We start from the raw sequence: 24,022 nt of genomic DNA, 5'->3' as shown, positions 1-24,022 counted from the left end.
CTTCCTCCCAAACCCTGCTCTTTTTCGGCAGGTCGATCGCTGGTGCGATTCTGATGTCGCACCATGATGTTGACCCGATGCTCTACGTCAACTTTTACCTAATGATTTCTCAATCCTAACGAATTGTAACAGGCGTGATTTCACAGGTTGCGCTTGGCGGCACGGTGGCGATGGTGCAGTCTGACGCGGGGGGCGGCCGGATGCAGATTGACGATAATCAGACGAAACTCATGACGGCTGCGGGGCTGAACCTGATCGCGCAGGCACTGACAATCTATGACGCCGATTTGCGGCTGGTGCTTTGCAACGCGCCGTTCCAGCAGATGTTCAACCTGCCCACAGCGCTTGTGACACCCGGTGCCAGCTTTCAGGAAACGATCACGCTGCTGGCGCAGTCAGGGGAATACGGCGACGTGGACGATGTGGGGCCGTTTGTGGCGGAACGCGTGGAACAGGCCCGCGCGTTTGAACCGCATTATATGGAACGCACCCGCGCGAACGGGCGTACCATTTCGGTCGAAGGGTCCCCGCTGCCCCAAGGTGGATGGGTCACCGTCTATACCGATATTACCCGTACCAAACAGCATGAGGCCCTGCTGCGCGCGCGGTCGGACGCGCTGTCGGGGCAGGTGTTGGCCCACGCCGAAGAGCTGTCGGCGACCAACCGCGAACTTGCCGCCATGAACACCGCGCTGGAGGAAGCGAAACGCCAGCTGACCTTGTCAGAGGCGCGGTCCCGTCTCACGACCGAAATGATGCCAGCCCATATTGCGCATGTCGATGCAAACGCACGCTATACCTATACCAACCGGCGGCTCGCCTCTGTCATGCCGGGCCGCCGCGCTGACCTGATCGGCAACCATATCGCCGACGTTCTGGGCCAGCAGGCCTATGAATGCGTCGCCCCGTCGCTGGTCCAGGCGCTCGCTGGGAAACCGTCGGTGATCGAATTTACCGACGACCTTAGCGCCCGCCGCATCCGGGGGGCCTTTACCCCTGATACCCATGGCGGTGTCTATATCCTGTCGATGGATGTGACCGAAGAAACCCAAAACCGTGTCGCCCTGCAACAGACCCGACGACGCGAGATCGCAGCGCAGGTGATCTCTGGGCTGGCGCATGATTTTTCCAACCTGCTGACCATCATCCTTGGCCTGCAATCACGGCTTGGGCGACTTGATGGCCAACCGGCTGAAGCCGCCCCGTTGATCGAGGGCACCCTTGCAGCCGCGCGTCGGGGTGGCACCTTGCTCAGCTCTATTGCGGATATGACGGGGGCGCGCACGCTGCGCCCGACCGCAACACATATCCCGCGGCTGCTTGAGGATCTGTCCCTGATCGCGCGGCCTACCCTGCCCAAGGGAATGACGCTGAGCATCGACAGCCAGATGGTCGACGCGCCTGTTCTACTGGATAGCGGGCTGGTGCAGGACGGGCTGTTGAACCTGATCCTGAACGCCCGCGATGCCTGCGGGGCCGCGGGGGCCATCTCGCTTGAGGTGCGCCAGGTCCATGATACCTGGATCGAATGGGTCTTGCTCGACACCGGCCCCGGCTTTTCGCCCATGGCGCTTGAACACGGGTTCGACCCGTTTTTTACGACCAAAGGGGCCGAAGGATCGGGACTGGGGCTGCCGATGGTCTATGACATGGTGAAATCGGCGGGGGGCGACTTGCGGCTTGGCAACACCACCAAGGGCGCTCAGGTGACCATGCGCCTCCCCTATCGCCCTGCAGTTACCGCCACCACCGGGCTGGTGTTGCTGGTCGAAGACGCCGATGATCTGCGCGCTCTGGTGCGGGATATGCTGATGGGCCTCGGCCATTCCGTGATCGAAGCTGCCAGCGCGGACGAAGCGACCGCGCTGCTCGCCGATCTGCCCGATATCGCGCTGATCCTGTCTGACATCCAGCTTGTCGGCGAGGCGACAGGGCTGGACCTTGCCAAACGGCTACCACCCGACGCGCCGCCACTGGTGCTGATGACCTCGCTGCCGCCCGATGACGCCCAGTTCCTAGAGGCGCAAGCCCTCGCACCCGTGTTGCGCAAACCGTTCGAAGCCGCGGACCTGACCGCATTGATTGCCCCAAAAGAGATCGCCGCCCAATGACCCGCCCCCTTGTCACCATACTGGACGATGAACCCGAAATCCGCACGCTGCTGGCTGACGCGCTGGAGGAAGCGGGCTTTGACACGCTCTCGTTCGGCCGCGCCCGCGCGTTCGAGGCCGCCTTGGCGACCCACACCCCCGACGTTTGCCTTGTCGACCTGTCCCTGCCGGATTCCGACGGGCTGACGCTGGTGCACCGTCTCGCGTTGGAACAGGGCGCGATTGTTATCATCATCTCGGGCCGCGCCCAGGTGCAGGACCGCGTCACGGGGCTGGAGCTTGGGGCCGATGATTATATCATCAAACCCTTTGATCCTGCCGAAGTCGTCGCCCGTATCCGCGCCCGCCTGCGCAGCGCCAAGCCGTCGCCCCAGGCAGGCACGGTCGCGGCGTTCAGCGGGTGGAAAGCGCATTTCGACCGCTATACGCTGGAGGATGATACCGGTGCCGAAATCCCGTTTTCCCATGCCGAGGGGGAGGTCCTGCGCCTGTTTCTCGACGCGCCCAAACGCCTGCTGAGCCGCGCACAGATGCAATCAAGCTTGGGCGGCGTCGCCTCTGAAAGCTTTGACAGGGCGATGGATGTCCGCATCTCTCGTTTGCGTACCAAGCTGCGCGAAGACCCCAAGAACCCCCAGCTTATCAAGACGATCTATGGGGCGGGCTATATCTTTCTGGGCGACGTCACATGGAGCTGACACCCCGTTCATGTCCCATCTTTTTAGCGACCGCACGAACCTTGGTATTGCGCGCCTGCCCTGTGGCCCGTTAGTTTCCACCGATGATCGAATGTTTGCTCTACCGGACCAACGCTGCCCACCGACGGCTGTTCTACCGCGTGGAAATCGCGATGAACCTTTTCAGCGAAGTATCCGTACTGCGCGAATGGGGTGTGGCCGGCGGACAACCCAAAGCGGTCATCCAGTGTTTCGGCAACCTGCGCGAGGCGTCAAAAATGGCCGATCGCTATCGCAACCGTGCTGAACGCCGCGGGTATCTACGCCACTGATCCCAAATGGGTGCCGACCCGGGCCGGCATCTGCCCCAACGTCTCACGCGATATTGTGGTCGCGCAAAAGGTTGGGGTTGATCTGCAGGGTTACTCTGCGGGTTGGGGGACTGTCGCGGCCTCTACTTTCACGGCAGAGAATTTGAACTCGGGGATTTTCCCATAGGGGTCAACCGCCGGATTGGTCAGGATATTCGCCGCGGCTTCGACATAAGCGAAGGGCAGAAAAACCATATCGGGCGACACGGCGCGGTCTTCGCGCGCCATCAGCTCGATCGACCCACGCTTTGTCGTCAGACGGATATACGCCCCCGGCTGCACCCCCAGCTTGCGCAGCGTCGACGGGTGCAGCGAACAGTTCGCCTCGGGCTCCAACCCGTCCAGCACATGGGACCGCCGTGTCATTGACCCCGTGTGCCAATGCTCCAGCTGGCGCCCTGTGGTCAGGATCATCGGATAGTCTTCGTCGGGCGCATCATCAGGTGCGATAATGCTGGCAGGCGTGAACCGTGCGCGCCCGTCTTGCCGCGGGAACCCGTCGGCAAAGACAATCGCCTGCCCCGGATCAGTGGGACTGGTCGAGGGATAGGTCACGGCCCCTTCGCTCTCTAGACGGTTCCATGTGATGTTATTCAGCGACGACATGTTCAGCTTCATCTCGGCGAAGACCTCGCTCGGGTCGGTATAGGTCCACCCTAGCCCCAGACGTTTCGCCAGTTCGACCTCTATCCACCAGTCTTCTTTCGCGTCGCCCGGCGGCGGCACGGCCGGGCGGCCCATTTGCACCTGACGGTTGGTGTTGGTCACAGTGCCGGATTTCTCGGCAAAGGCGCTGGCGGGCAGGATCACGTCGGCAAAGTTCGCGGTTTCGGTCAAAAAGATATCCTGCACCACGAGATGATCAAGCTTGGCCAGCGCATCGCGGGCATGTTCCACATCGGGGTCGGACATGGCGGGGTTCTCACCCAGAACATATAGGCTGCGGATGTCGCCATCATACACCGCGTCCATGATTTCGGTCACGGTAAGACCCTTCTGATTGCTGAAATCGCTGCTTTGCCACACATCGGTAAAGGCAGACCGCACGCCGTCGTCAGACACCGGCTGGTAATCGGGCAGGAACATCGGGATCAGCCCCGCATCAGACGCGCCCTGCACGTTGTTCTGCCCCCGCAACGGGTGTAGCCCCGCACCGGGCCGACCGATCTGCCCCGTCATCAGCGCGAGCGAGATCAGGCAGCGCGAATTATCGGTGCCGTGGATGTGCTGCGAGATGCCCATGCCCCAAAAGATCATCGCCGCATTGGCCCCCGCAAAGGTCCGCGCCACATCGCGCAGGACCTCAGGCTCAATACCGCAAATCTTGGACATTTTCTCGGGGGTAAAGGTTTTCAGGTGGGCTTTCTCGATTTCCCAGTTTTCGGTGTAAGCCTCGATATACTGTTGATCGAACAGCTTTTCCTCGACGATCACATGCATGATCGCGTTTAACATCGACACATCGGTGCCGGGGCGGAATTGCAGCATATGCGATGCATGACGTTTAAGCGCTTGCCCGCGCGGGTCCATCACGATCAGCTTGCCGCCGCGCTTGGCAAATTGCTTAAAGAACGTCGCCGCGACGGGGTGGTTCTCGGTCGGATTCGCCCCGATCACAATCGCTACATCGGCGTTTTCGATCTGGTTGAAGGTCGCGGTAACGGCCCCCGAACCGACGTTCTCCATCAGTGCTGCCACGGACGATGCATGGCAAAGCCGCGTGCAGTGGTCGACGTTGTTATGACCAAAACCCTGACGGATGATCTTTTGAAACAGGTAGGCTTCCTCGTTCGTGCATTTCGCCGACCCAAAGCCCGCCACGCCCGTGCCGCCGATCTTTTTCATGCCACCCGCGGCAAAATCCAGCGCTTCGTCCCAGGTCGCTTCGCGGAAGTGGGTTTGCCAGTTGCCGGGATCGACATTCAGCCCTTTGGGTGGTGCATCCTTGCGACGGATCAGCGGTTTGGTCAGCCGGTGCGGGTGGTGGTTATAGTCGAAGCCAAAGCGCCCTTTGACGCACAGCCGCCCCTCGTTCGCGGGGCCATTGATCCCATCGACGTATTTGATTTTGCCGTCCTTAACCTTGAGCGACACCTGACAGCCGACACCGCAGAACGGGCAGATGCTGTCGACCTCGCTGTCGAAATCCGCACTGTCGCCGACCTGATCAGCGTCCAGTACCGTCGCTTCCATCAGGGCTCCGGTGGGGCAGGCCTGCACACATTCGCCGCATGCCACACAAGAGGACGCGCCCATCGGGTCGGCCATGTCGAACACCGGATAACTGTCCTGCCCCCGACCGGCCATGCCGATCACGTCGTTGACCTGCACCTCGCGGCACGCACGCACACACAAATTGCACTGGATACAGGCATCAAGATTGACCCGCATTGCGACATGGCTGTCGTCCAGCAGCGGAATGCGCCCCTCTTCCAGCTTGGGAAAGCGGCTTGCTGTAACCCCTTCCATTTCGGCCATATCCCACAGATGGCTGGACTTATCATGTGCCACCTCACGCGCGGGCTGATCTGTAACCAGCAGCTCCATCACCATCTTGCGGGCATTTTCCGCGCGGGCATTGTTGGTGGTCACGACCATGCCGTCGCTTGGTTCACGCAGGCAAGACGCAGCCAGAACGCGCTCACCTTCGATCTCGACCATACAGGCGCGGCAGTTCCCGTCAGGGCGATACCCTGGCTCTGGCGTAAAGCACAGATGCGGGATTTTCAGCCCGCGACCATTGGCGATTTCCCATATGGTCAGCCCGGCATCGGCCTCGACCGTTTCGCCATCGAGCGTGAATTTAACCTTGTTCGCCATGTGGAAACCTCCTGTACCGTCCCGCAGTATAGGCAGGGCATGTGCGCGGCGGCAGTCATAATCCCGACACCCTGCCCCGTTTTTGCGCCACCGGCGTTTCCGATATGCGGCGCGGGGGGCCTGCGGCAAAAAATCCCTGCGCAAGGTGCGGGCAGCCTTTCAACCCGCGCAAGGCTTGCCTATCAATGGCGCAACAGAAAAAGGCGCGCCATGTCCCACATTACTCTTATCCGCCACGGTCAGGCAAATTCACAAGCGAAAGACGAAATCAGTTATGACAAGCTCAGCCCGCTTGGTCATGAACAGGCCGCGTGGCTGGGCGATCACCTGCGGCAGTCGGAAACGCATCATACGCGGCTTTATACCGGCACGCTGCGGCGCCATAAAGAAACCGCCGAAGGCATGAACACCGGGCTTGAACCGGTCCGCGATGCACGGCTGAACGAGCTTGAGTATTTCACGCTTGCCACCATGATGGAGCAACAGCACGGCATCCCCTTTCCGACCGAGCAGGGCGGCTTTACCAAACACCTCCCGTTGGTGTTCGAGACGTGGAAAAGCGACCAGCTTGAAAACCCGCCCGAAAGCTACGCCAACTTCGAAAGCCGCATCAAATCCGTGCTCCAGGAAATCTCGGACGGGGACGGTCCCGCGCTGGTGGTGACGTCGGGGGGGCTGATTTCTATGGTGATGGCGCAGGCGATGGGGCTGGGTATTCCGGCCATGTCGCGCATTGCGCTGGCGATCATGCACACGTCAATGCACCGGTTGTTCCCCATCGGCGGCCATTGGTCACCGGTGTTGTTCAACGCGGTGCCCCATCTGGACACGCCTGCACGCCGCGTCGCGCAGACCCATATTTGAAAGGTAAAATGATGCTTTCGCTTTATTACACGCCCGGAACCATCTCTGTTGCGGTGGCGATCGCCCTCGAAGAAGCGGGCCTGCCCTATCGCGCGGTGCGCGTCGATTTCGCCACGGCAGAGCAGACAAAACCCGACTATCTGGCAATCAACCCCAAGGGCCGCGTCCCCGCGCTGCGCCTTGAGGATGATACGATCCTGACAGAAACGGGTGCCTTGCTTGATTATGTCGCCGCCATCGCCCCCAAGGCAGGGCTGTCCCCGTCGGACGCGACCGCAGCGGCACAGATGCGCAGTGCGATGTATTACCTCGCCTCGACCATGCATGTCGCACACGCCCACAAAATGCGCGGATCGCGGTGGGCCAAGCACCAGTCAAGCTTTGACGATATGACCGCTCAGGTGCCCGAGACCATGGCCGCCTGCGCCGATTTTGTCGAAAATGATATCCTGCGCGGACCGTATGTATTGGGCGACGCTTTCAGCCTCGCCGATCCGTATCTGTTCGTCGTGTGCAACTGGCTTGCGGGGGACGGCGTAGAGACGGCGGCCTTCCCCAAGATCACCGAGTTCATGCAGCAGATGACCGCCCGCGACAGTGTCGTCGCGGTAAAAGACAAAGGCATGCTATGACCGCGCCACATCTCTGGGTCCGTGCCGAACAGCGCGACAATGAAACCCGCGTGGGCATTACGCCCAAAGGGGTTTCGACGCTGATGGAACAGGGTTTCCGCGTCACGGTCGAAGCGTCGGATACCCGCGTCATCGCAACCGACGGCTACAAGGCCACAGGCTGCGCCATCGCGCCCCAGAACAGCTGGCCTGATGCCCCCGCTGATGCGATCATCTTTGGCCTGAAAGAGCTACCCGAAAACGGCACGCCACTGGTCCATCGACACATCATGTTCGGGCACGCCTATAAAGGGCAATCGGCAGGGCGCATCCTGCTGCAACGCTTCAAGGCTGGCGGCGGCATGTTGCTGGATTTGGAATATCTAACAGATAATTCCAGTCGCCGTGTCGCCGCCTTTGGGTATTGGGCAGGGTTTGCGGGTGCTGCGGTGGCCGTCAAATGCTGGGCAGCCCAAACCCGCAACAAGGTCGTCGCCGCGATCACGCCTTATCCAGACGCCGACGCGCTGACCCGCGACCTTGCGGCACAGATTGACGGGCTCGAGGTGCCGGACGCTTTGGTCATCGGCGCGCTTGGTCGGGTCGGCAGCGGTGCGACGGATTTATGCGCGCGCCTTGGCATCAAAGTAACCGGTTGGGACGTGAAGGAAACTGCTCACGGCGGCCCCTTCCCGGAAATCTTGCAGCACGTGCTGTTTTTCAACTGCATTCTGGCGGGGCCTCAAACGCCGGTTTTTGTGCCCAAAAGCGCGCTCGATAGCTCACGGGCGCTGCGGGTGATCGGGGATATCGCCTGCGACCCCGATAGCGATTTCAACCCGGTGCCGATCTATGACCGTGCGACAACATGGCAAGAGCCTGCCTTGCGCGTCCACAATACCCCGCCACTGGACGTCACCGCGATTGATAACCTGCCATCGATGCTGCCGCTGGAAAGCTCTGAAGACTACGCCGCGCAGCTGCTGCCCACGCTGTCCGCGCTGGCCGATGATGATGCCCCTGTCTGGCAGCGTGCACGCGCAGTTTTCGCCACGCATAGCGCAAAGCTGTAATGCCTTGCGGTTGGGCAGGTCACCTGCCCGACCGGATTACCCGAACAGACGGTAATAAATGCCGTCGGGTAGGAACTGCGCCAGCCGGAAGAACAGCGAAAATCCGAACGGAAAGCTTTTCTTAAAGCTGGTGCCGCTCATGTGTTCGACCACCTGTTGGGCGGCGGCCTCGGGCTCCATCAGAAACGGCATTTTAAAGTCGTTCTTGTCGGTCAGCTGCGTCTTAATAAAACCGGGGTTGATCACCTGCACCTTGATGCCGGTTTTGCGCAGATCAGCGTGCATACATTCCGCCAGCGACAGGGTACCCGCCTTGGAGGCAGTGTAGCCGATAGATTTTGGCAATCCACGATAGGCCGTGAGGCTCGAGGTAATAACGATATGCCCCGCGCCGCGCTTGACCATATCAGGCACGACTTCTCCCATCACGCGCACAAGGCCGGTAAGATTTACGTCTATCATCGTGGTTGCGTGTTCAGGCTCCCACGCCTGCGCGGCGAATGGCCAGTAGGCCCCCGCCAGATAGACAATTCCGTCCACCGGACCAACAGCTTTGACCGCAGCACGGATACTATCGATATCCTGCACATCGATGGTCTGATAGCTGGCGGACACGGGCAATTCCTTCGTCAATGCCGCCAGCTTGTCTTCGGATCGGGCCGAGACAATGACTTCGGCACCCAGTCGGCCAAGCTTATGCGCAAGAGCTTCGCCTAATCCCGCACTCGCCCCGATCAGCCAATAGCGCTTTCTGGTCCATTCGGTCATTGTTCATCCTTTCTACGAATTGTCGCAACAAGCTCGGCCACCTTCAGGCCAAATTTGCGAAATTGGCTGCGGTTGATGATCGTGCCGTCCCGGGTAAGATACATCCAGTCCACGGTTTTCAGCAGGTGCGCACCGACATCGTCGGGCAACTGGATGACATATTTCGACTGTACCGTCGCGCCAACGTTGCGCCCTTTGGCAGCGCCGATGACGTCGGGCGCCGTCGCGGTGAAATGCCCTGCCTCGCCCAATGTGATCGTCCAGACACGGTCTTGGGTGGTATTATCGTCGTAGACGAAATGTTCGTTAATCTGCGCGGTGTCGCCATCCCATGTCACAACAAAGTCAGCCACAAAGCTGCTGGTTACCCGTCCCGACGGGCCAAAGATTACGCCTTCGCAGACCATGGCCCCGTTCAGATGTTTCTTCATGTCGAAGGCCGTGTAGTCGTCCGCATAGTCCGACGGCTTTTGTGCAGAAAAGCTCATGACAAGCCGCCGCGCCAGCCAGACCGCAAGCACCAGGGCAGCCCCTATAAAAACATACAGAACATCGATCATATTTCGTCATCCTTTTGCAGCGGCGTGGCGGCCATCAACCCGATGGCAATCAGCTTGAGCACGCAAGGCACACCGGCATAAAGCCCTATGAGGGTAGAGATCGCCACAGGTCCATTGCCCGTGGCAACACTGTCAAAACCGGACGCCTGCAGGGTGGGAAGTAGCGCTATGGCAGCGAAGGCAAGGGAGAATTTTGACACAAGTGACCACAGCCCGAACCCTTCGGCGGCGGATGGGGCCACAACCGCCATACGTGCTGCAAACATGGCAGGTAGAAGCGTCAGATCGGCCCCGAGCACCGCACCGGAGGCAAGACACACCAGCACGAACCACGCCAGATCCCCCGCCCCCAGCAACAATGTCCCCGCGAACACCACAATCGCCAGCGTCATCGCAGCGAGCAAGACGGGCTTGGGGCCGAAACGCTCTGCCAGTTTGCCCCAGAACGGGGCCGCGACGGCAGCAGAGAGGAAGAACAGCAACAGCAGCGGCCCCTCCCACCCCGGTGCGCGCAGCACGCTTTCGACATAGAACAGGAAGAGCGTCGATGTGACTGCAACGGGGGCGGCATTGAAAAGCGCGATCAGCAACAGCCGGCGCGCGACGGGATCGCGCAGGACCACGCCGATACCCGTGGTGCCCACGATGCCTGTGCTGTGCCACTCGCCCCGCATGGCAAAAACGCCCGCCGCGCCAAGCACGGCAAAGCCGACGGCGAACCCCGCAAACGGTGCATCTGACACCACCCCGAGCATCACAGGCAGCACCGAGGCGACGCAGACGCCCAGCAACGCCCCGGTCTCGCGCCAGCGTGCCAGCATCAGATGCCCACGCCCGGGCAACGTCACCGCCTTGGCGACCCCTTGGGCATAAAAACAGATTGTGAGGAAACTGAACGCAGAAAACACGCCCGTCAGGGTCAGCGCAAACCAGATCAGCGGCGGCAGCAACGGCGGAACCGCAAACAGCGCAAACATCGACCCTGCCATCAGGGCTGTGCCGACAGCGACAGCCACCTCGCGCTTGTGGCGCAGCATATGCGACAAGCGCCCCAGCAGCGGGTCTTGGACCACATCAAGCAGGCGCAGCCCAAACAGCACCGACCCCAAAGCGCCAAGGGACACCCCGTATTCATCAACAAAGAACTTTGGCGCATGGATGTAAATCGGCAGCCCCGCCGCCGCCAGCAGTGACGCAAACAGCGCATAGGCCGGCAGTTGATGCGCCGAGCGGGTCACGTTTTCGAGACGTCATTCACCGGCGGTTCGGGGCGCGGGCGATAGCCGCCGCCCTTCCACCAGAGTTTTAGCGCCTGCCAGTGGATTAGCCCGAGCACACGCCGCGCCCCGAACGGACGCCGCAGCAGCGACCACACGATTGCGCGGTTCGTCAGCGGGGTGCGCGTACCGGTTAGCGTGGCGATCAACCCGCCAGTGGTCCGGGTATAGTCGATCCAGACCCCGATATGATCATCGCGAATATCAAAGCGAAAGCTGTATCCGCCTTCGACCGGCTGAAAGGGCGAGACATGAAAAATCTTCGTCGCGTGCAGGTGATCGGTCGGCTCTATCGGGCGCAGGTCATCGTGGTGACACAGATAACTGTGGCGGTCGCCGAATGTGTTCGACACCTCTGATATCACCGCGATCAACGCCGAGTCGGCGCGTCGGCAAAGCCAGAAACTAACGGGGTTAAAGACATGCCCCAGAACCCGAGGCTGTGCCATCAGCTCGATCCGCGCGACGCCGGTGACGTTATGCTGCGCCAGAACATCGCGCACCCAAGCGGCCCCGCGACCCGCACCTTTGGGGCCACCGTGATCCGCGTTCCACAGGGATGTCACAGCGCCGCGGTTGCGCCCGAATAGCGCGGGCGTTTGCAGATCGGCCTCTGCATCCAGCACCACATAATCGATAGAATAGCGAAAGCTGTTTTCGACCGCCCCCTTGCGCCCATGATAGGTAACGCCCCGGATATGATCCACGCGCGCTGTCATTCGGCGGCCAGCGACACCTTGGCCTTGGCACGCAGCCCCTGGACCACATCGACAGCGCTGGATAGCCCGTCTTCGTGAAAGCCGTGCTTCATCCATGCGCCGCAGAACCAGGTGTTCTGTGCGCCATTGAATCCGCGCACCTGCTCTTGGGCTGCCAACGCGCCCAGATCATAGACCGGATGGCGCAGAGTGACCTGATCATAGATCAGTTCCTCGCGGATCGGGCGTTTGGTGTTGAGCGTGACAAAATGCGGATCGTCCATCGGGATAGGTTGCAACGAATTCATCCAGTATGTCAGGTCGATCCGGTCGGTCTGCTGTCCCTTGTCCTCAGCATAAATCCAAGATGCCCAAGTTTTGCGCAGCTTGGGCATCACGGATGCATCCGCATGCAGCACCACATCGTTGGGTTGGTATTTCACCGCGCCCAAGGCTGCACGCTCTGCCGTGCTGGGGTCGGCCAGCAGTGCAAGTGCGTCATCCGAATGGCTGGCAAACACGACCTCGTCAAAGGCTTCCCATTCCGCGCCGTTGGTTTTCACCTCTACCCCCAACGGGGTACGGCGGACGGATTGGACAGGGGTGCCAAGGCGGATGTCGACGCCTTTGTCCGACAGCGATGCCCCCAGACGGTTCACGTATTCCTGTGACCCGCCGTCGACCGTATACCACTGGTGCTGGCCTGTGTGGCTTAGCAAGGCGTGGTTTTCAAAGAAGTCGATCATCGAATAGGCTGGGAAATCCATGATCTTGTCCACGGGTGTTGACCAGATCGCGCCGGACAGCGGCGTCAGGTAATATTTGCGGAAATATTCGCCCGCGCCCAGCTCGTCCAAAAAGCCCGCGATGGTCAGCGTGCGATCCTGCGCCAGTTTGGTCGCCGTGTTGTTGAACCGCACGATATCGGTCAGCATCCGCAGGAATTTGGGGTTCAGTGCATTGCGCCGCTGCGCAAAGATCGAATCCAGCGTCATCAGGCCATATTCAAGCCGCCCGCCGTCAATGGACGCACCAAAGCTCATGTTGGATTTAACGACTGGCACGTCCAGTTCTTTGAACAGTGCGGCGAGGTTGGGATAATTGGCATAGTTGAACACGATAAAGCCCGTATCCACAGGCTGATCGCCCTTCCTGCCCGCCATCTTGGTGCGCGCATGACCGCCCAAACGGGGGCAGCTTTCGAACAAAGTGACCTGATGGTCGTCGCCCAACATATGCGCAGCCCCCATGCCGGAAATACCCGCGCCGATGACGGCAATTTTTCGGTGGCCAGCCAAAGGGGTGTTCTGTGGCGGGTCGATGGCTTCAAATGGCATAAGGCGAGAAATTCCAGTCTGTCAGGTTTGGTCTGTGCTTGGGCTGATACACGGGCCGGACTGTACATGAGTTGCAGTTAATAACGCACTAACTACGACTTTCTGTAACACCCCTGTCGTGGCTCCTCGCTTAGTTAGCCCGTCAGGGCGTTTTGTCAGGGCGCGACAACGGTACAACGCGACTATCCTGCTCTGACAACTCTTCGAAATCGAAATTATCAAGCCGCGCCGCACGTTTGCCCGCGCGTTCGGCGGCAGTGCCCAACCCTTCAAGGTCGGCGCGGGCCTGCCCGAAATGGGTGTTCAGCTTGCCCACGCGTTCCACCACAAGCTCTACGTCGCGGTGCAACATCTTGAGCGTCTTGCGAATGGCCCCCGCCTGTTCCCGCATCCGCGCGTCTTTCAGGATCGCACGCATGGTGTTCAGCGTCGCCATGCAGGTGGTCGGTGATACGATCCAGACCCGCGCGTCAAAGCCTTCACGCACCAATTCGGGAAAGTTGGCGTGGAGTTCCGCATACACGGCCTCGGAGGGGAGGAACATCAGCGCGCCATCGGCTGTTTCACCTTCGATGATGTATTTCGTGGAGATCGCTTGGATGTGCGCTTTGACCGCGACACGCATCGCACGGGAGGCGTCCTTGACCTCGTAATCGGTCTTGGCACGGCGCAGCGCCTCGTAGGCTTCAAGCGGGAATTTGCTGTCGATCGCGATCGGCCCGGGCGGGTTCGGCAGGTGGATCATACAATCCGCGCGTTTGCCGTTCGAGAGCGTCGCCTGCATGGTATAGCTGTCGCTTGGCAGCGCCTTGGAAACGATATCACGCAGCTGGATTTCACCAAATGCGCCACGGGTTTGCTTATTGCTCAGGATGTCTTGCAGTGACAGTACATCGCCGGACAGTTTGGTGATATTATCCTGCGCCTTGTCGATCGCCGCCAGCCGCTCCTGAAGCTGGGTCAGACTGGTGTTTGTCTGCTTGCTTGACCCGTGCAACGTCGCGCTCATGCGTTCCTGCATCTCTGCAAGCGACCGCGCGGATCGGGCAGCGTTATCGGCCAGCCGGTCCTGCATCTGCTGCTGTACATGGGCCATCCGCGTCTCGATGCTTTGTACCATCTGGGCTTGCGCATTGGCCTGCGTGTCCGACACGGTCTGCAAGCCGCCGCGCAGTTGTTCCTGCCCCATGCCAAGCTGTTGCACATGGCCCCCCAAGATTTGCATCTGTCGCGCCAACGGGGCGGTAACACGCGCCGACCGGCCCGCGGCCCGCACGGCCATCACCAGCAAGATCAGCACCAGCAAGACCACGCAACCGCCACCGATCAGCAGCAGCATCGCAGGGTCTGTCAGCACATAGGTTTCATCACCAACCTGGATCATGTGCGTCCGAACAGACGTTCAATATCGCTCAACTTCAGCTCGACATAGGTGGGGCGGCCATGGTTGCACTGGCCGGAATGGGGGGTCGCCTCCATCTCGCGCAGCAGCGCGTTCATTTCCTCGCCGCGCATCCAGCGTCCCGACCGGATTGATCCGTGACAGGCCACACGGCTGAGGATCGCCTCGATCCGGGCCTGCAGTGTGTTGCTTTCATTTTGGTCCGCCAGTTCATCGAGGATATCCAGCACCATGGCCTTGGCGTCCACCGTGCCAAGGATCGCGGGCGTTTCACGCACGGCGATCGCGCTACCGCCAAAGGGTTCGATCCCCAGTCCAAAGCGCGCCAGTTCATCCGCGACCTCAAGCAGCCGCGCACAGTCAGAGGCCGACAGATCCACGATTTCGGGGATCAACAAGGCCTGCGCTGCGACACCGTTTTCCGCCATCTGGCGTTTCAGCTTTTCATAGACCAGACGTTCATGCGCCGCGTGCTGGTCAACAATCACCATGCCCGTCGCCGTTTGTGCGATGATGTAATTCTCATGCACCTGCCCGCGTGCGGTTCCCAAAGGAAAGTCCGGCGCGGGTGCCGGCGTCTGCGCGTCATGGCTTTGTGCGTCAGGGGCGTCAGCACCATACTGCGGCGGCGTATCTACACGGCCCCACATGCCAGCGGTTTCGGCAAATCCCGGCTCCGGTGCTTGGGCCTGATAGGCGGTCGTGCGCGCACCAAGAGAGGGGCGGTCCATCTGATATACGCGCCCGGCAGGTTGTTCGGGCCGCATCGCCCCCAAGGTTGCATTCGCCACAGTGGTCGAGGCGCGGTGCCCCGCGTCCGCCAGCGCATGTCGCAACCCTGAAACGATCAACCCGCGCGCCAAACCGGGGTCGCGAAAGCGCACTTCGGATTTGGCGGGGTGGACGTTCACGTCGACGAGCTTGGGGTCACAATCGACAAACAGCGCGGCAGCAGGATGGCGGTCGCGGCTCAGCAGGTCAAAATAAGCCCCGCGCAACGCGCCCACCAAAAGCTTGTCGCGCACAGGGCGGCCATTAACGAACAAATATTGCGTCACCGCAGAGCCGCGCGAGTAAGTGGGCAAGGCGGCATATCCGGTCAGGTGCAGACCGTCGCGTTCGGCATCAATGGCCAGCGCATTTTCGGCAAACTCGCGCCCCAGCACTTGTGCCAGACGGCCATGCAGCGCAGCGAACATATCGCCTTGTTCTGCGTCCGCGCGAAACACCTCGCGGCCCGGACCATCGCCGGACACATCGCGCAGGGTGAAACGCACGAAAGGTTCCGCCATCGCCAACCGCTTGATGATGTCAGAGATCGCCTGCGCCTCGGCGCGGTCGGTCCGCAGGAATTTCAAACGCGCAGGGGTGGCAAAGAACAGGTCGCGCAGCGTGACCACCGTGCCGCCGTTCAGCGCTGCGGGGCGCACAGGGCCAGTCACGCCCCCGTTGACCGAAATCTCTGCCCCGTCTTGCCCAGCCACGCGGCTGCAAATGGTAAGCCGCCCGACAGCGCCTAGCGATGGCAACGCCTCGCCGCGAAAGCCGAATGTGTGGATGTTCAGCAGGTCCGTTCCGTCGATCTTGGAGGTCGCGTGCCGTGACAGCGCCAGCGCCAGATCGCCCGCCGCAATGCCGCAGCCGTCGTCCGTGACGCGGATCAGGGTTTTGCCCCCGTCCGCATATTCAACCGTAATCTGGCGGGCACCCGCATCAATCGCGTTCTCGACCAGTTCCTTTACCGCAGAGGCAGGGCGTTCAACGACCTCTCCGGCGGCGATACGGTTAATCGCAGAGTCGTCCAGTTGCCGGATAACCGGAGGATTTTCGCTTATGTTGGGGTTTGGATGCGCCATGCGGCTAGACCTAGCATAGAGGCGCGCGATTCTGAAAGCCGCGAATAGAGACGGTTAACGCCTGTCGGCGGTGTTAATCCTGTGTGGCCGCGTTGAACCAGGCGACAATCTCGGCGCGTTCGCTGGCCTGCATATGGCTCAGGTTTGCAGGGGGCATCGCATCTGTCACACCCGCTTGCAAATAGATCTGTTTCGCGGCGCTGGCGATCTGGTGTTCGGTCTCGAGCCGGACGGATTTCGGCGGCCAGAGCAGCCCGTCCCACGCCGGTTCTGCGGCGTGGCACATGCTGCACCGGCCACGCACGATGTCATGCACCCGGTCGAACCCTTCGGCTTGGGCAAAGCGTAGCGCAGGGCCCGTGGCCTTTTCGGGTTCGACACTGCGGAACATGGGCGCAGTCGACAGCCACATGATCGTGACGAACAACAGCGCGGTGACCGCCCATGTCCACGTCGGGTTGCCCTGACGCGCGTGCAAGCTGTTAAAGTAGTGGCGGATTGTGACCCCCATCAGGAATACCAGCGCCGCGATCAGCCAGTTCATTTCCGACGCAAATGCCAGTGGGTAGTGGTTGCTGAGCATCAGGAAGATCACCGGCAACGTCAGATAGTTATTATGCGTGCTGCGCTGTTTGGCGATCTTGCCGTATTTCGCATCCGGCACCCGCCCCGCCTTGAGGTCGGCCACCACGATCCGCTGGTTCGGCATGATGATGAAAAACACGTTTGCCGACATGATCGTCGCGGTGAAAGCCCCCAGATGCAGCAGCGCTGCGCGCCCCGAAAAGACTGACGTATAGAAATAGGCCATCCCCACGAGGATCACATACAGGCCGATCATCAGCCGCGTGTTGTTGTCGCCGAATTTGCTTTTGCAAATTTGATCGTAGACCAGCCAGCCAAAGCCAAGCGACAGCAGGGAAATCCCCACCGCCTGCCAGTTCGCCAGCTCTGCAACACTGGGATCAACAAGATAGAATTCGGCCCCGAGGTAGTAGACCAGGATCAGCAACGCAAAGCCCGAGAGCCAGGTCGAATAGCTTTCCCATTTGAACCAGATCAGATCGTCGGGCATCTGCGCAGGTGCCACCAGATACTTTTGGACGTGATAGAACCCGCCGCCGTGGACCTGCCACTCTTCCCCGTCTGCGCCGGTTTTGAGGTTGCGGTCGCGGTGCAGGCCCAGATCCAGCGCGATGAAGTAGAACGACGACCCGATCCACGCAATGGCCGTGATGACATGCACCCAGCGAACGGCAAACTCGATCCAAGCGCCAATGGCGGCCATATCGTACATGGGGGTAGCTCCTTAGTGACGTGTCTTGGTTGTATGCGGCAGCGTGCCTTTGGAGCTGCCCGACAACCCGCCCGAGACTTCCTCGGTTGATTCCTCGGCCAGTTCTTCGGGCAGAAGCAGGTTCAGCACAATAGCAATCAGAGCGGCGGGAAGCAGTCCGCTGGTCAGCAGAATCCTGGCCGTGTCAGGCAGGTGTTGCACCGCACCCGGCTCCAGCTGCAGCCCCAGACCGATCGAGATCGAGATGGCGAAGATCACCATATTGCGGCGGTTCCAGTCCACATCCGACAGCATCGACATGCCCGCCGCCACAACCATGCCGAACATCACGATGACCCCGCCGCCCAACACCTCGATCGGGATGGTACGGATCACGCCGCCCACCTTGGGGACGAGCCCACAGACGATCAGGAACAACGCGCCGATGGTGACGACATGGCGGCTCATGACGCCGGTCATCGCGATCAGGCCGACGTTCTGGCTGAACGATGTGTTGGGCAGGCCACCAAAGATGCCCGCAATAGCTGACCCGATCCCGTCGGCATAGGTCGCGCCCTGAATTTCGCTATCCGTCGCTTCGCGGCCCGCGCCGCCTTTGGTGATCCCTGCGACGTCGCCCACGGTTTCAATCGCCGAAATGAACGCCATCAAGCAAAAGCCGATGATCGCTGCGGCCGAAAATTCGAACCCGTATTTCAGCGGGTTGGGCAGTGCAAAGGCGGCGGACCGTGACCATGACCCGCTGATATCCCCAAAGCTGAGCATCCCGACGGCCAGTGCATAGACGTAGCCTACGATCAATCCGATCAGCACCGCGGAAATGGACAGCATCCCGCGGGTGAAAAACTTGACCCCCAGCGTAACAAAGATCACCACCAGCGCGGCTGACCAGTTCAGCAGGCTGCCATAGGCCGGCGTGCCAATTGCCGGCACCCCACCTGCGGCGTATTGAATGCCGACCTTGACTAAAGCCAGACCGATCATCGTGACCACCAGCCCGGTAACAAGCGGCGGCAATGCAAAGCGGATCTTGCCAATAAACAGCCCCAGAAACGCGTGGAACATGCCCCCGATCACCACGCCGCCAAACAAGGCAGCCAGTCCGTCGACACCTTTGCCCGCCACCAGCGGGATCATGATGGGGATGAACGCAAAGGATGTGCCTTGCACAATCGGCAGCCCTGCCCCGACCGGCCCGAGCGTCAGCGTTTGCAACAGCGTCGCGACACCGGCAAACAGCATCGACATCTGGATCAGGTACAGCAGTTCGGGAAAGTCAGGCGAGTTCGACCCGAAGCCAAAGCCCGCCGCACCCGCGATGATGATGGCGGGGGTGACATTTGACACAAACATCGCCAGCACATGCTGAACACCCAAGGGAATGGCGCGATGCAGCGGCGGCATGTAATTGGGGTCGCGCAGTTGTTCCGGCGTGCCGATGGCGTGGCGTGTCATAATCAATGTCCCTTGTTGATCGCTGGCCGCAGTTTGTGCGGTCCTTTTAGGCGCGGGGTTTACCCCTTGATCACATAAGGCGGGTCCAGCGGGTATTCGTCAAGGTTCGCGCTTGTGCCGATGCGGTCCACAACCGCGAATAGCCCTGGCTCTGCCAAAGGCGTAAGCACGCCGTGCCATGTCCCGCGGCGAAAGTTCACGCCCTGATGAGGCGCGGTAACAAAGGCCAGCGGCGTGCCGGGGGCATCGCCTTTGTCCGGTGCGACAATGACAAGAAACGGCTGACCAGACAGCGGGAGGAACGCCTGCGATCCTTCGGGGTGACGTTCAAGCAGGTCCAACCGGTAAGGCAAGCTACGTGCCTGCGCGTTAAAAATGCTGATGCCCGCGCGCCCCTCCGGCCCGAAATCAAGCGCTGCCAGATCATGATGCCGTCCGCATAGCCCTGCGTTGATGATACGGTCCGGTGTACCAGAGGCGTCCAGCACCTCTCCGAAGGGGGCGAAGGCGGCGGCGGTCAGCGGCTGAACGGCGATCTCGCGCATGGCAGCGCCGGTCATAGCGACAGCGGCATGTGGCGGTTCACATCCTTATACAGGAGATAGCGGAACGGCTCATCGCCCGTCGCGATACAGGCCTGCGGACAAAAAGCGCGTAACCACATGAAATCGCCCGCTTCTACCGGCACCCAGTCGCGGTTCAGCAAATAATCCGCCGTGCCTTGAATGACATAGAGCCCGTGTTCCATCACATGGGTTTCCGCAAACGGAATGCGACCGCCCGGCTGGAAGGTCACGATATTGACGTGCATGTCGTGGCGCAGGTCACTGGGATCGGCAAAACGCTGGGTTGCCCAAGCCCCATCGGTATCGGGCATGGCAATAGGCGCGACATCCTTGTCATGGGTGACGAACGCATCTGGCGCATCGATCCCTTGGGCAGGGACATACCGTTTGCGCACCCAATGGAGACCACACGGCGTATCGCCGGTGTTCCACAGCGTCCACGGGGTAGCAGGGGGAATATACGCGTAGGACCCCGCCACCAGATCGTGGGCGTCGCCATCCAGCGTCAGCCGCGCCGTCCCCGTCGCCACAAACAAGACCGCCTGCGCCTGTGCGTCCGGCTCGGGGGTGTCGCTGCCACCATTGAGGGCAAGTTCTATCGCGTATTGCGCAAAGGTTTCGGCAAATCCGGTCAGCGGCCGCGCCAATACCCAAGCGCGTGTATTCTTCCAACCCGGCAACAGGCTGGTCACGATATCGCGCTGCACCGAGGCGGGGATCACCGCATAGGCATCGGTGAAAACAGCTGTGCTTTCGGGCGACACGGATTGATCCGGCAGACCGCCGGGGGGGAAGGCATAGGTCATAGCATATCCTCTAGCCGCAGACGTGCGATCCGTTCGACCTGCGCGCATGCGGTGGTAAATTCATCTTCGGTTGCATTGGCGATACGGGTTTCGAACTGGCGCAAGATGCCGTCCTTGTCGTGATCCTTGACCGCGATGATAAACGGAAACCCGTGTTTGGCGACGTATTGGCTGTTCAACGTCTCGAACCGCGTACGCTCGGCGTCGGTCAGTGCGTCCAGCCCGGCGCTGGCTTGCTCCTGTGTGCTTTCCGCCGTCAGCCGTTTGGCCGCCGCCAGCTTGCCCGCCAGATCGGGGTGCGCGGTCAGCACGCCCAAGCGTTCCGCCCGCGTCGCCGACCGGAACATCCGCGCCAGTGCATTGTGAATCCCCGCGACAGAGTTATGCGCAGGCCCGAGTTCAAGCTCGAAGGCGCGTTCCGCGATCCACGGCGAATGTTCGAACACGCCACCGAATTTGGCGACAAAGCTGGCGCGGTCCATTTGATCCAGACGCAGGCGCGGCTGCGGCGGATGGGTCGCGCGCCAATGGTCTGCGATATCGATGCGGCGCGGCGTCCAGACGCCCTCGAACCCTTTGATATAGTCGATAAAGCGTTTCAGCGCCTGTATCCGCCCCGGGCGCCCGATCAAGCGACAGTGCAAGCCGACCGACATCATTTTGCCCTGACCTGCGCTGCCTTCGGCATAAAGCGCATCGAAGGTATCGCACAGGTAGGTGTAGAACTGTTCGCCCGAGTTAAAGCCCTGCGGCGTGGCAAACCGCATGTCGTTGCAGTCAAGCGTATAGGGTATGATCAGTTGATCGCGGCCCGCCACCTGTGTCCAGTAGGGCAGATCATCGTCGTATGTGTCAGAGATATAATCGAATTCGCCTGTCTCGGCTGCCAGCGCCACCGTGTTCACAGAGCTGCGTCCTGTGTACCAGCCGCGGGGAGCGTGACCGACGACTTCGCGGTGGAGACGGATGGCCTCGTCCATGTTAGCGCTTTCGACCTCGGCGGTGTGATCCTTGTAGTCGATCCACTTCAGCCCGTGGCTTGCGATCTCCCAGTCGGCTTGGGTCATTGCCTCTACCTGCTGGGGGGACCGCGCCAAGGCGGTGGCGACACCATAGACGGTGACGGGAATATTGGCACCGGTGAACAGGCGGTGCAGCCGCCAGAACCCCGCTCGCGCGCCGTAGTCGTAGATAGATTCCATATTCCAGTGACGCTGCCCCGGCCAAGGGGCGGCCCCGACGATCTCGGACAAGAATGCCTCTGATGCGGCGTCCCCGTGGAGCAGACAGTTTTCGCCGCCCTCTTCGTAATTCAGCACAAATTGTACAGCGATCCGCGCCCCTCCCGGCCATTGAGCGTCAGGCGGTGTCGGGCCGTAGCCGTGAAAATCACGAGGGTAACGTGTCATGAGATCGTCCTTTGGTCAGCGCCCGCCTGCAAAGGGAAACCTCGCACTGTGGGCCGATTGTTTTGTTCAACCTACAGTTTTCTGGCACTGATTTTTCGCAATGTACAGCCAGCCACCCCCTTACAGAAGGTTGGCTGGCTGCCAGATCGGCTCGAGTGGCCCTGCTCTCTTATACCGAAAGTTCTAAGGCGCTGGCCGGCCTGAAACTAAAACACATGCGGGGATAAAATCGGGCGGGAAGGTGAGTGGAAGGGGCCGCTCTTGCTGCGCTATGCAACACGAGTCCTGCCGGCCCCTGCCCAATGATCGCCGCACCAGATGCGGCTTGCCCGATCATAAGAATTCTGTCCCCCAGAATACATATTCGGATTGTATGGATCGCTGGCAGGCGACACCTCCGATTGTATGTTGTCTACCATATAGGCTCAGGATGATTCGCGGCTCAAGCAAAAACGAATCGGTATGTGCATATTTTTTCGCCGCCCCCCGAATCGCAGGCTTTTCCCACCCCTCGGCCTTCCCCGCTGATCCGCCATTGACCTGCCGTGACACCTGCCTATCGTAAGGGTTCAACGGATCAGGAAAGACCCTACTCATGGCAAACGGCTACTTGACGACGCATGTTCTGGACACCGCACGCGGACGCCCCGCAGGGGGGATGGAGATCACGCTGTACCGGATCGAAGGGACCAACCGCATGAAGCTGGTTCAAATGAGCACAAATGCCGACGGACGCACCGACACGCCGATTCTGCCCAAAGGCCAGTTTGCAGCCGGCACGTACGAGCTGGTGTTCGACGCCGGAGGCTATCTCGACGCGATCGGGGCAGAGCCCGAGTCACCGCGGTTCCTTGACCAAGTACCGCTGCGTTTTGGCATTTCGGACACGGACGCGCATTACCACGTGCCGCTTTTGCTATCGCCTTTCGGGTATTCCACCTATCGCGGCAGCTGAACGCCACTGCCAGATGTGACGTGAGGGCGCGATGCTTGCATTGCGCGCTTGCCCCGTGGCACATTGACTGTCTGATCAGACAGGAAAGCGCCCATGTCCACGCATGTAAACAACCCGACCGAACTGGCACAAAGCCACCTGCCGCAGGTGACTGAACCCCGCAATCCGGGGATGCCGCTGGATATGGATTGGGTGCGCGCCGTGCAGGTAAACACCTCTGCGGTAGAGCGTCGTGCCGCTGGCCTGCCCGCACGCCGGTCCGTGAAAAAAGACCATCAAGCCGCGTGGCTGCTGCGCGCCGTCAGCTGCATCGATCTAACGACGCTATCGGGCGATGACACTGCCCGCCGCGTGGAACGGCTGTGCGCCAAGGCCCGTCAGCCGATTGCACCCGCTTTGCTGGACGCGCTTGGCATGTCGCGGATCACCGTGGGCGCGGTCTGTGTCTACCACGAGATGATCGCCCCCGCCAAAGCAGCACTTGAAGGCACCGGCATCCCGATAGCTGCAGTGTCCACCGGTTTTCCCGCCGGGCTGTCCCCGTTCGAGCTGCGCCTGCGCGAGATCGAGATGAGCGTCGCCGCAGGAGCCGCCGAGATCGACATCGTTATTTCGCGCCGCCATGTCCTATCGGGCGACTGGCAGGCGCTTTATGATGAAATGCGTGCCTTCCGCGCCGCATGCGGTGACGCCCACGTCAAAGCGATCCTTGCGACCGGAGAGTTGGGCAGCCTGCGCAACGTCGCGCGTGCGTCGCTGATCTGCATGATGGCAGGGGCGGATTTCATCAAGACCTCGACCGGCAAGGAAAGCGTCAATGCGACCCTGCCCGTGACCCTCGTGATGATCCGCGCGATCCGCGACTATTTCGACCGCACCGGCTTCCGCGTCGGCTATAAACCTGCGGGCGGGATCTCGAAAGCCAAGGACGCACTGGTCTATCTTGCCATGATGAAAGAGGAATTGGGCGACCGCTGGTTGCAGCCTGACCTGTTCCGTTTCGGGGCGTCGTCGCTGTTGGGCGACATCGAACGCCAGCTCGACCACCATGTGTCGGGCAGCTATTCCGCAAGCCATCGTCACGCCATCAGCTGAGCCGCGTGAAACCA

At 60.8% G+C, this 24,022-nt stretch carries 21 protein-coding genes; 8 read left to right on the top strand and 13 right to left on the bottom strand.

Translation table 11 applies throughout. The features are described from left to right. Positions 1–200 precede the first annotated feature (200 nt). The 3 genes from E5180_RS13890 (at position 201) to E5180_RS13880 (ending at position 3,120) form a co-directional block, all read left to right on the top strand. A complete protein-coding gene (locus E5180_RS13890) occupies positions 201–2,111 on the top strand; it encodes a hybrid sensor histidine kinase/response regulator (RefSeq protein ID WP_138925231.1) in 1,911 nt (636 codons plus the stop codon). Beyond that, complete coding sequence (locus E5180_RS13885; RefSeq protein WP_138924906.1) at positions 2,108–2,809, top strand: response regulator transcription factor; 702 nt, start codon at positions 2,108–2,110, stop codon at positions 2,807–2,809. The genes E5180_RS13890 and E5180_RS13885 overlap by 4 nt, the downstream gene beginning before the upstream one ends. 83 nt (positions 2,810–2,892) lie before the next feature. Next, entirely contained in the window at positions 2,893–3,120 is a 228-nt protein-coding gene (locus E5180_RS13880; protein ID WP_138924905.1) for a WGR domain-containing protein, read from the top strand. 90 nt (positions 3,121–3,210) lie between these two features. Here the strand turns inward: E5180_RS13880 and fdhF are convergent, their stop codons facing one another. Then, a complete protein-coding gene (fdhF, locus tag E5180_RS13875; protein ID WP_138924904.1) occupies positions 3,211–5,979 on the bottom strand; it encodes a formate dehydrogenase subunit alpha in 2,769 nt (922 codons plus the stop codon). 210 nt (positions 5,980–6,189) lie between these two features. Between fdhF and E5180_RS13870 the strand changes: the two genes are divergently transcribed. The 3 genes from E5180_RS13870 to E5180_RS13860 are packed head-to-tail and all read left to right on the top strand — an operon-like array spanning position 6,190 to position 8,527. Next, a complete protein-coding gene (locus E5180_RS13870) occupies positions 6,190–6,843 on the top strand; it encodes a histidine phosphatase family protein (protein ID WP_138924903.1) in 654 nt (217 codons plus the stop codon). An 11-nt stretch (positions 6,844–6,854) separates the two neighbouring features. Continuing rightward, a complete protein-coding gene (locus E5180_RS13865; RefSeq protein WP_138925230.1) occupies positions 6,855–7,475 on the top strand; it encodes a glutathione S-transferase family protein in 621 nt (206 codons plus the stop codon). After that, a complete protein-coding gene (locus E5180_RS13860; protein ID WP_138924902.1) occupies positions 7,472–8,527 on the top strand; it encodes a saccharopine dehydrogenase in 1,056 nt (351 codons plus the stop codon). Before E5180_RS13865 ends, E5180_RS13860 begins: the two co-directional genes overlap by 4 nt. 36 nt (positions 8,528–8,563) lie before the next feature. Here the strand turns inward: E5180_RS13860 and E5180_RS13855 are convergent, their stop codons facing one another. From E5180_RS13855 to puuE, 12 genes are all read right to left on the bottom strand, one after another. Continuing rightward, positions 8,564–9,295, bottom strand: a complete 732-nt coding sequence (locus E5180_RS13855) for an SDR family NAD(P)-dependent oxidoreductase (protein ID WP_138924901.1) — start codon at positions 9,293–9,295, stop codon at positions 8,564–8,566. Continuing rightward, complete coding sequence (locus tag E5180_RS13850) at positions 9,292–9,855, bottom strand: DUF3833 family protein (protein WP_138924900.1); 564 nt, start codon at positions 9,853–9,855, stop codon at positions 9,292–9,294. Before E5180_RS13850 ends, E5180_RS13855 begins: the two co-directional genes overlap by 4 nt. Continuing rightward, positions 9,852–11,093, bottom strand: coding sequence for an MFS transporter (locus E5180_RS13845; protein ID WP_138924899.1), 1,242 nt, complete (start codon positions 11,091–11,093; stop codon positions 9,852–9,854). The genes E5180_RS13850 and E5180_RS13845 overlap by 4 nt, the downstream gene beginning before the upstream one ends. Next, complete coding sequence (locus E5180_RS13840) at positions 11,090–11,851, bottom strand: DUF1365 domain-containing protein (RefSeq protein ID WP_138924898.1); 762 nt, start codon at positions 11,849–11,851, stop codon at positions 11,090–11,092. Before E5180_RS13840 ends, E5180_RS13845 begins: the two co-directional genes overlap by 4 nt. Continuing rightward, the gene (locus tag E5180_RS13835; RefSeq protein WP_138924897.1) at positions 11,848–13,167 is read right to left on the bottom strand and encodes an NAD(P)/FAD-dependent oxidoreductase; all 1,320 of its coding nucleotides are present in this window, start codon (positions 13,165–13,167) and stop codon (positions 11,848–11,850) included. Before E5180_RS13835 ends, E5180_RS13840 begins: the two co-directional genes overlap by 4 nt. 142 nt (positions 13,168–13,309) lie before the next feature. Further along, positions 13,310–14,551, bottom strand: coding sequence for a DNA recombination protein RmuC (locus tag E5180_RS13830; RefSeq protein ID WP_138924896.1), 1,242 nt, complete (start codon positions 14,549–14,551; stop codon positions 13,310–13,312). Next, positions 14,548–16,425 (bottom strand): DNA mismatch repair endonuclease MutL, encoded by a 1,878-nt coding sequence (gene mutL / locus E5180_RS13825; protein ID WP_138924895.1) that lies wholly within the window; start codon positions 16,423–16,425, stop codon positions 14,548–14,550. Before mutL ends, E5180_RS13830 begins: the two co-directional genes overlap by 4 nt. Positions 16,426–16,498: 73 nt before the next feature. Further along, positions 16,499–17,722 (bottom strand): urate hydroxylase PuuD, encoded by a 1,224-nt coding sequence (locus E5180_RS13820; protein WP_138924894.1) that lies wholly within the window; start codon positions 17,720–17,722, stop codon positions 16,499–16,501. A 12-nt stretch (positions 17,723–17,734) separates the two neighbouring features. Continuing rightward, positions 17,735–19,177: a uracil-xanthine permease family protein gene (locus tag E5180_RS13815; protein WP_138924893.1), complete on the bottom strand. Its 1,443-nt coding sequence runs from the start codon at positions 19,175–19,177 to the stop codon at positions 17,735–17,737. Between the two features lie 59 nt (positions 19,178–19,236). Next, positions 19,237–19,737 carry an ureidoglycolate lyase gene (locus E5180_RS13810; protein WP_254700486.1) on the bottom strand — a complete coding sequence of 167 codons (501 nt, stop codon included), beginning with the start codon at positions 19,735–19,737 and terminating at the stop codon, positions 19,237–19,239. After that, on the bottom strand, positions 19,734–20,549 hold the full coding sequence (locus E5180_RS13805; protein ID WP_138924892.1) for a bifunctional allantoicase/(S)-ureidoglycine aminohydrolase: 816 nt from the start codon (positions 20,547–20,549) through the stop codon (positions 19,734–19,736). Before E5180_RS13805 ends, E5180_RS13810 begins: the two co-directional genes overlap by 4 nt. Further along, entirely contained in the window at positions 20,546–21,958 is a 1,413-nt protein-coding gene (puuE, locus tag E5180_RS13800; protein WP_138924891.1) for an allantoinase PuuE, read from the bottom strand. The genes E5180_RS13805 and puuE overlap by 4 nt, the downstream gene beginning before the upstream one ends. A gap of 595 nt (positions 21,959–22,553) precedes the next feature. On the opposite strand from puuE, the gene uraH reads away from it, so the two are divergent. Then, the gene (gene uraH, locus E5180_RS13795) at positions 22,554–22,913 is read left to right on the top strand and encodes a hydroxyisourate hydrolase (RefSeq protein WP_138924890.1); all 360 of its coding nucleotides are present in this window, start codon (positions 22,554–22,556) and stop codon (positions 22,911–22,913) included. 93 nt (positions 22,914–23,006) lie between these two features. Next, on the top strand, positions 23,007–24,008 hold the full coding sequence (deoC, locus tag E5180_RS13790; RefSeq protein ID WP_138924889.1) for a deoxyribose-phosphate aldolase: 1,002 nt from the start codon (positions 23,007–23,009) through the stop codon (positions 24,006–24,008). The last annotated feature ends 14 nt before the right edge of the window (positions 24,009–24,022 follow it).

The sequence above is a fragment of the Sulfitobacter sp. BSw21498 genome (assembly GCF_006064855.1).
GTDB lineage: Bacteria > Pseudomonadota > Alphaproteobacteria > Rhodobacterales > Rhodobacteraceae > Sulfitobacter.
The sequence above is the reverse complement of the archived record's forward strand: the minus strand, read 5'-3'. Positions and strand labels throughout refer to the sequence as shown.

Coding starts and splice junctions, on each gene's coding strand:
- E5180_RS13850 (WP_138924900.1), bottom strand. CDS start 9,855: ATGATCGATGTTCTGTATGTTTTTATAGGGGCTGCCCTGGTGCTTGCG.
- E5180_RS13855 (WP_138924901.1), bottom strand. CDS start 9,295: ATGACCGAATGGACCAGAAAGCGCTATTGGCTGATCGGGGCGAGTGCG.
- E5180_RS13805 (WP_138924892.1), bottom strand. CDS start 20,549: ATGACCTATGCCTTCCCCCCCGGCGGTCTGCCGGATCAATCCGTGTCG.
- E5180_RS13820 (WP_138924894.1), bottom strand. CDS start 17,722: ATGTACGATATGGCCGCCATTGGCGCTTGGATCGAGTTTGCCGTTCGC.
- deoC (WP_138924889.1), top strand. CDS start 23,007: ATGTCCACGCATGTAAACAACCCGACCGAACTGGCACAAAGCCACCTG.
- E5180_RS13830 (WP_138924896.1), bottom strand. CDS start 14,551: ATGATCCAGGTTGGTGATGAAACCTATGTGCTGACAGACCCTGCGATG.
- E5180_RS13890 (WP_138925231.1), top strand. CDS start 201: ATGCAGATTGACGATAATCAGACGAAACTCATGACGGCTGCGGGGCTG.
- E5180_RS13885 (WP_138924906.1), top strand. CDS start 2,108: ATGACCCGCCCCCTTGTCACCATACTGGACGATGAACCCGAAATCCGC.
- mutL (WP_138924895.1), bottom strand. CDS start 16,425: ATGGCGCATCCAAACCCCAACATAAGCGAAAATCCTCCGGTTATCCGG.
- E5180_RS13880 (WP_138924905.1), top strand. CDS start 2,893: ATGATCGAATGTTTGCTCTACCGGACCAACGCTGCCCACCGACGGCTG.
- E5180_RS13810 (WP_254700486.1), bottom strand. CDS start 19,737: ATGACCGGCGCTGCCATGCGCGAGATCGCCGTTCAGCCGCTGACCGCC.
- fdhF (WP_138924904.1), bottom strand. CDS start 5,979: ATGGCGAACAAGGTTAAATTCACGCTCGATGGCGAAACGGTCGAGGCC.
- uraH (WP_138924890.1), top strand. CDS start 22,554: ATGGCAAACGGCTACTTGACGACGCATGTTCTGGACACCGCACGCGGA.
- E5180_RS13860 (WP_138924902.1), top strand. CDS start 7,472: ATGACCGCGCCACATCTCTGGGTCCGTGCCGAACAGCGCGACAATGAA.
- E5180_RS13840 (WP_138924898.1), bottom strand. CDS start 11,851: ATGACAGCGCGCGTGGATCATATCCGGGGCGTTACCTATCATGGGCGC.
- E5180_RS13815 (WP_138924893.1), bottom strand. CDS start 19,177: ATGACACGCCACGCCATCGGCACGCCGGAACAACTGCGCGACCCCAAT.
- E5180_RS13835 (WP_138924897.1), bottom strand. CDS start 13,167: ATGCCATTTGAAGCCATCGACCCGCCACAGAACACCCCTTTGGCTGGC.
- E5180_RS13870 (WP_138924903.1), top strand. CDS start 6,190: ATGTCCCACATTACTCTTATCCGCCACGGTCAGGCAAATTCACAAGCG.
- E5180_RS13865 (WP_138925230.1), top strand. CDS start 6,855: ATGCTTTCGCTTTATTACACGCCCGGAACCATCTCTGTTGCGGTGGCG.
- puuE (WP_138924891.1), bottom strand. CDS start 21,958: ATGACACGTTACCCTCGTGATTTTCACGGCTACGGCCCGACACCGCCT.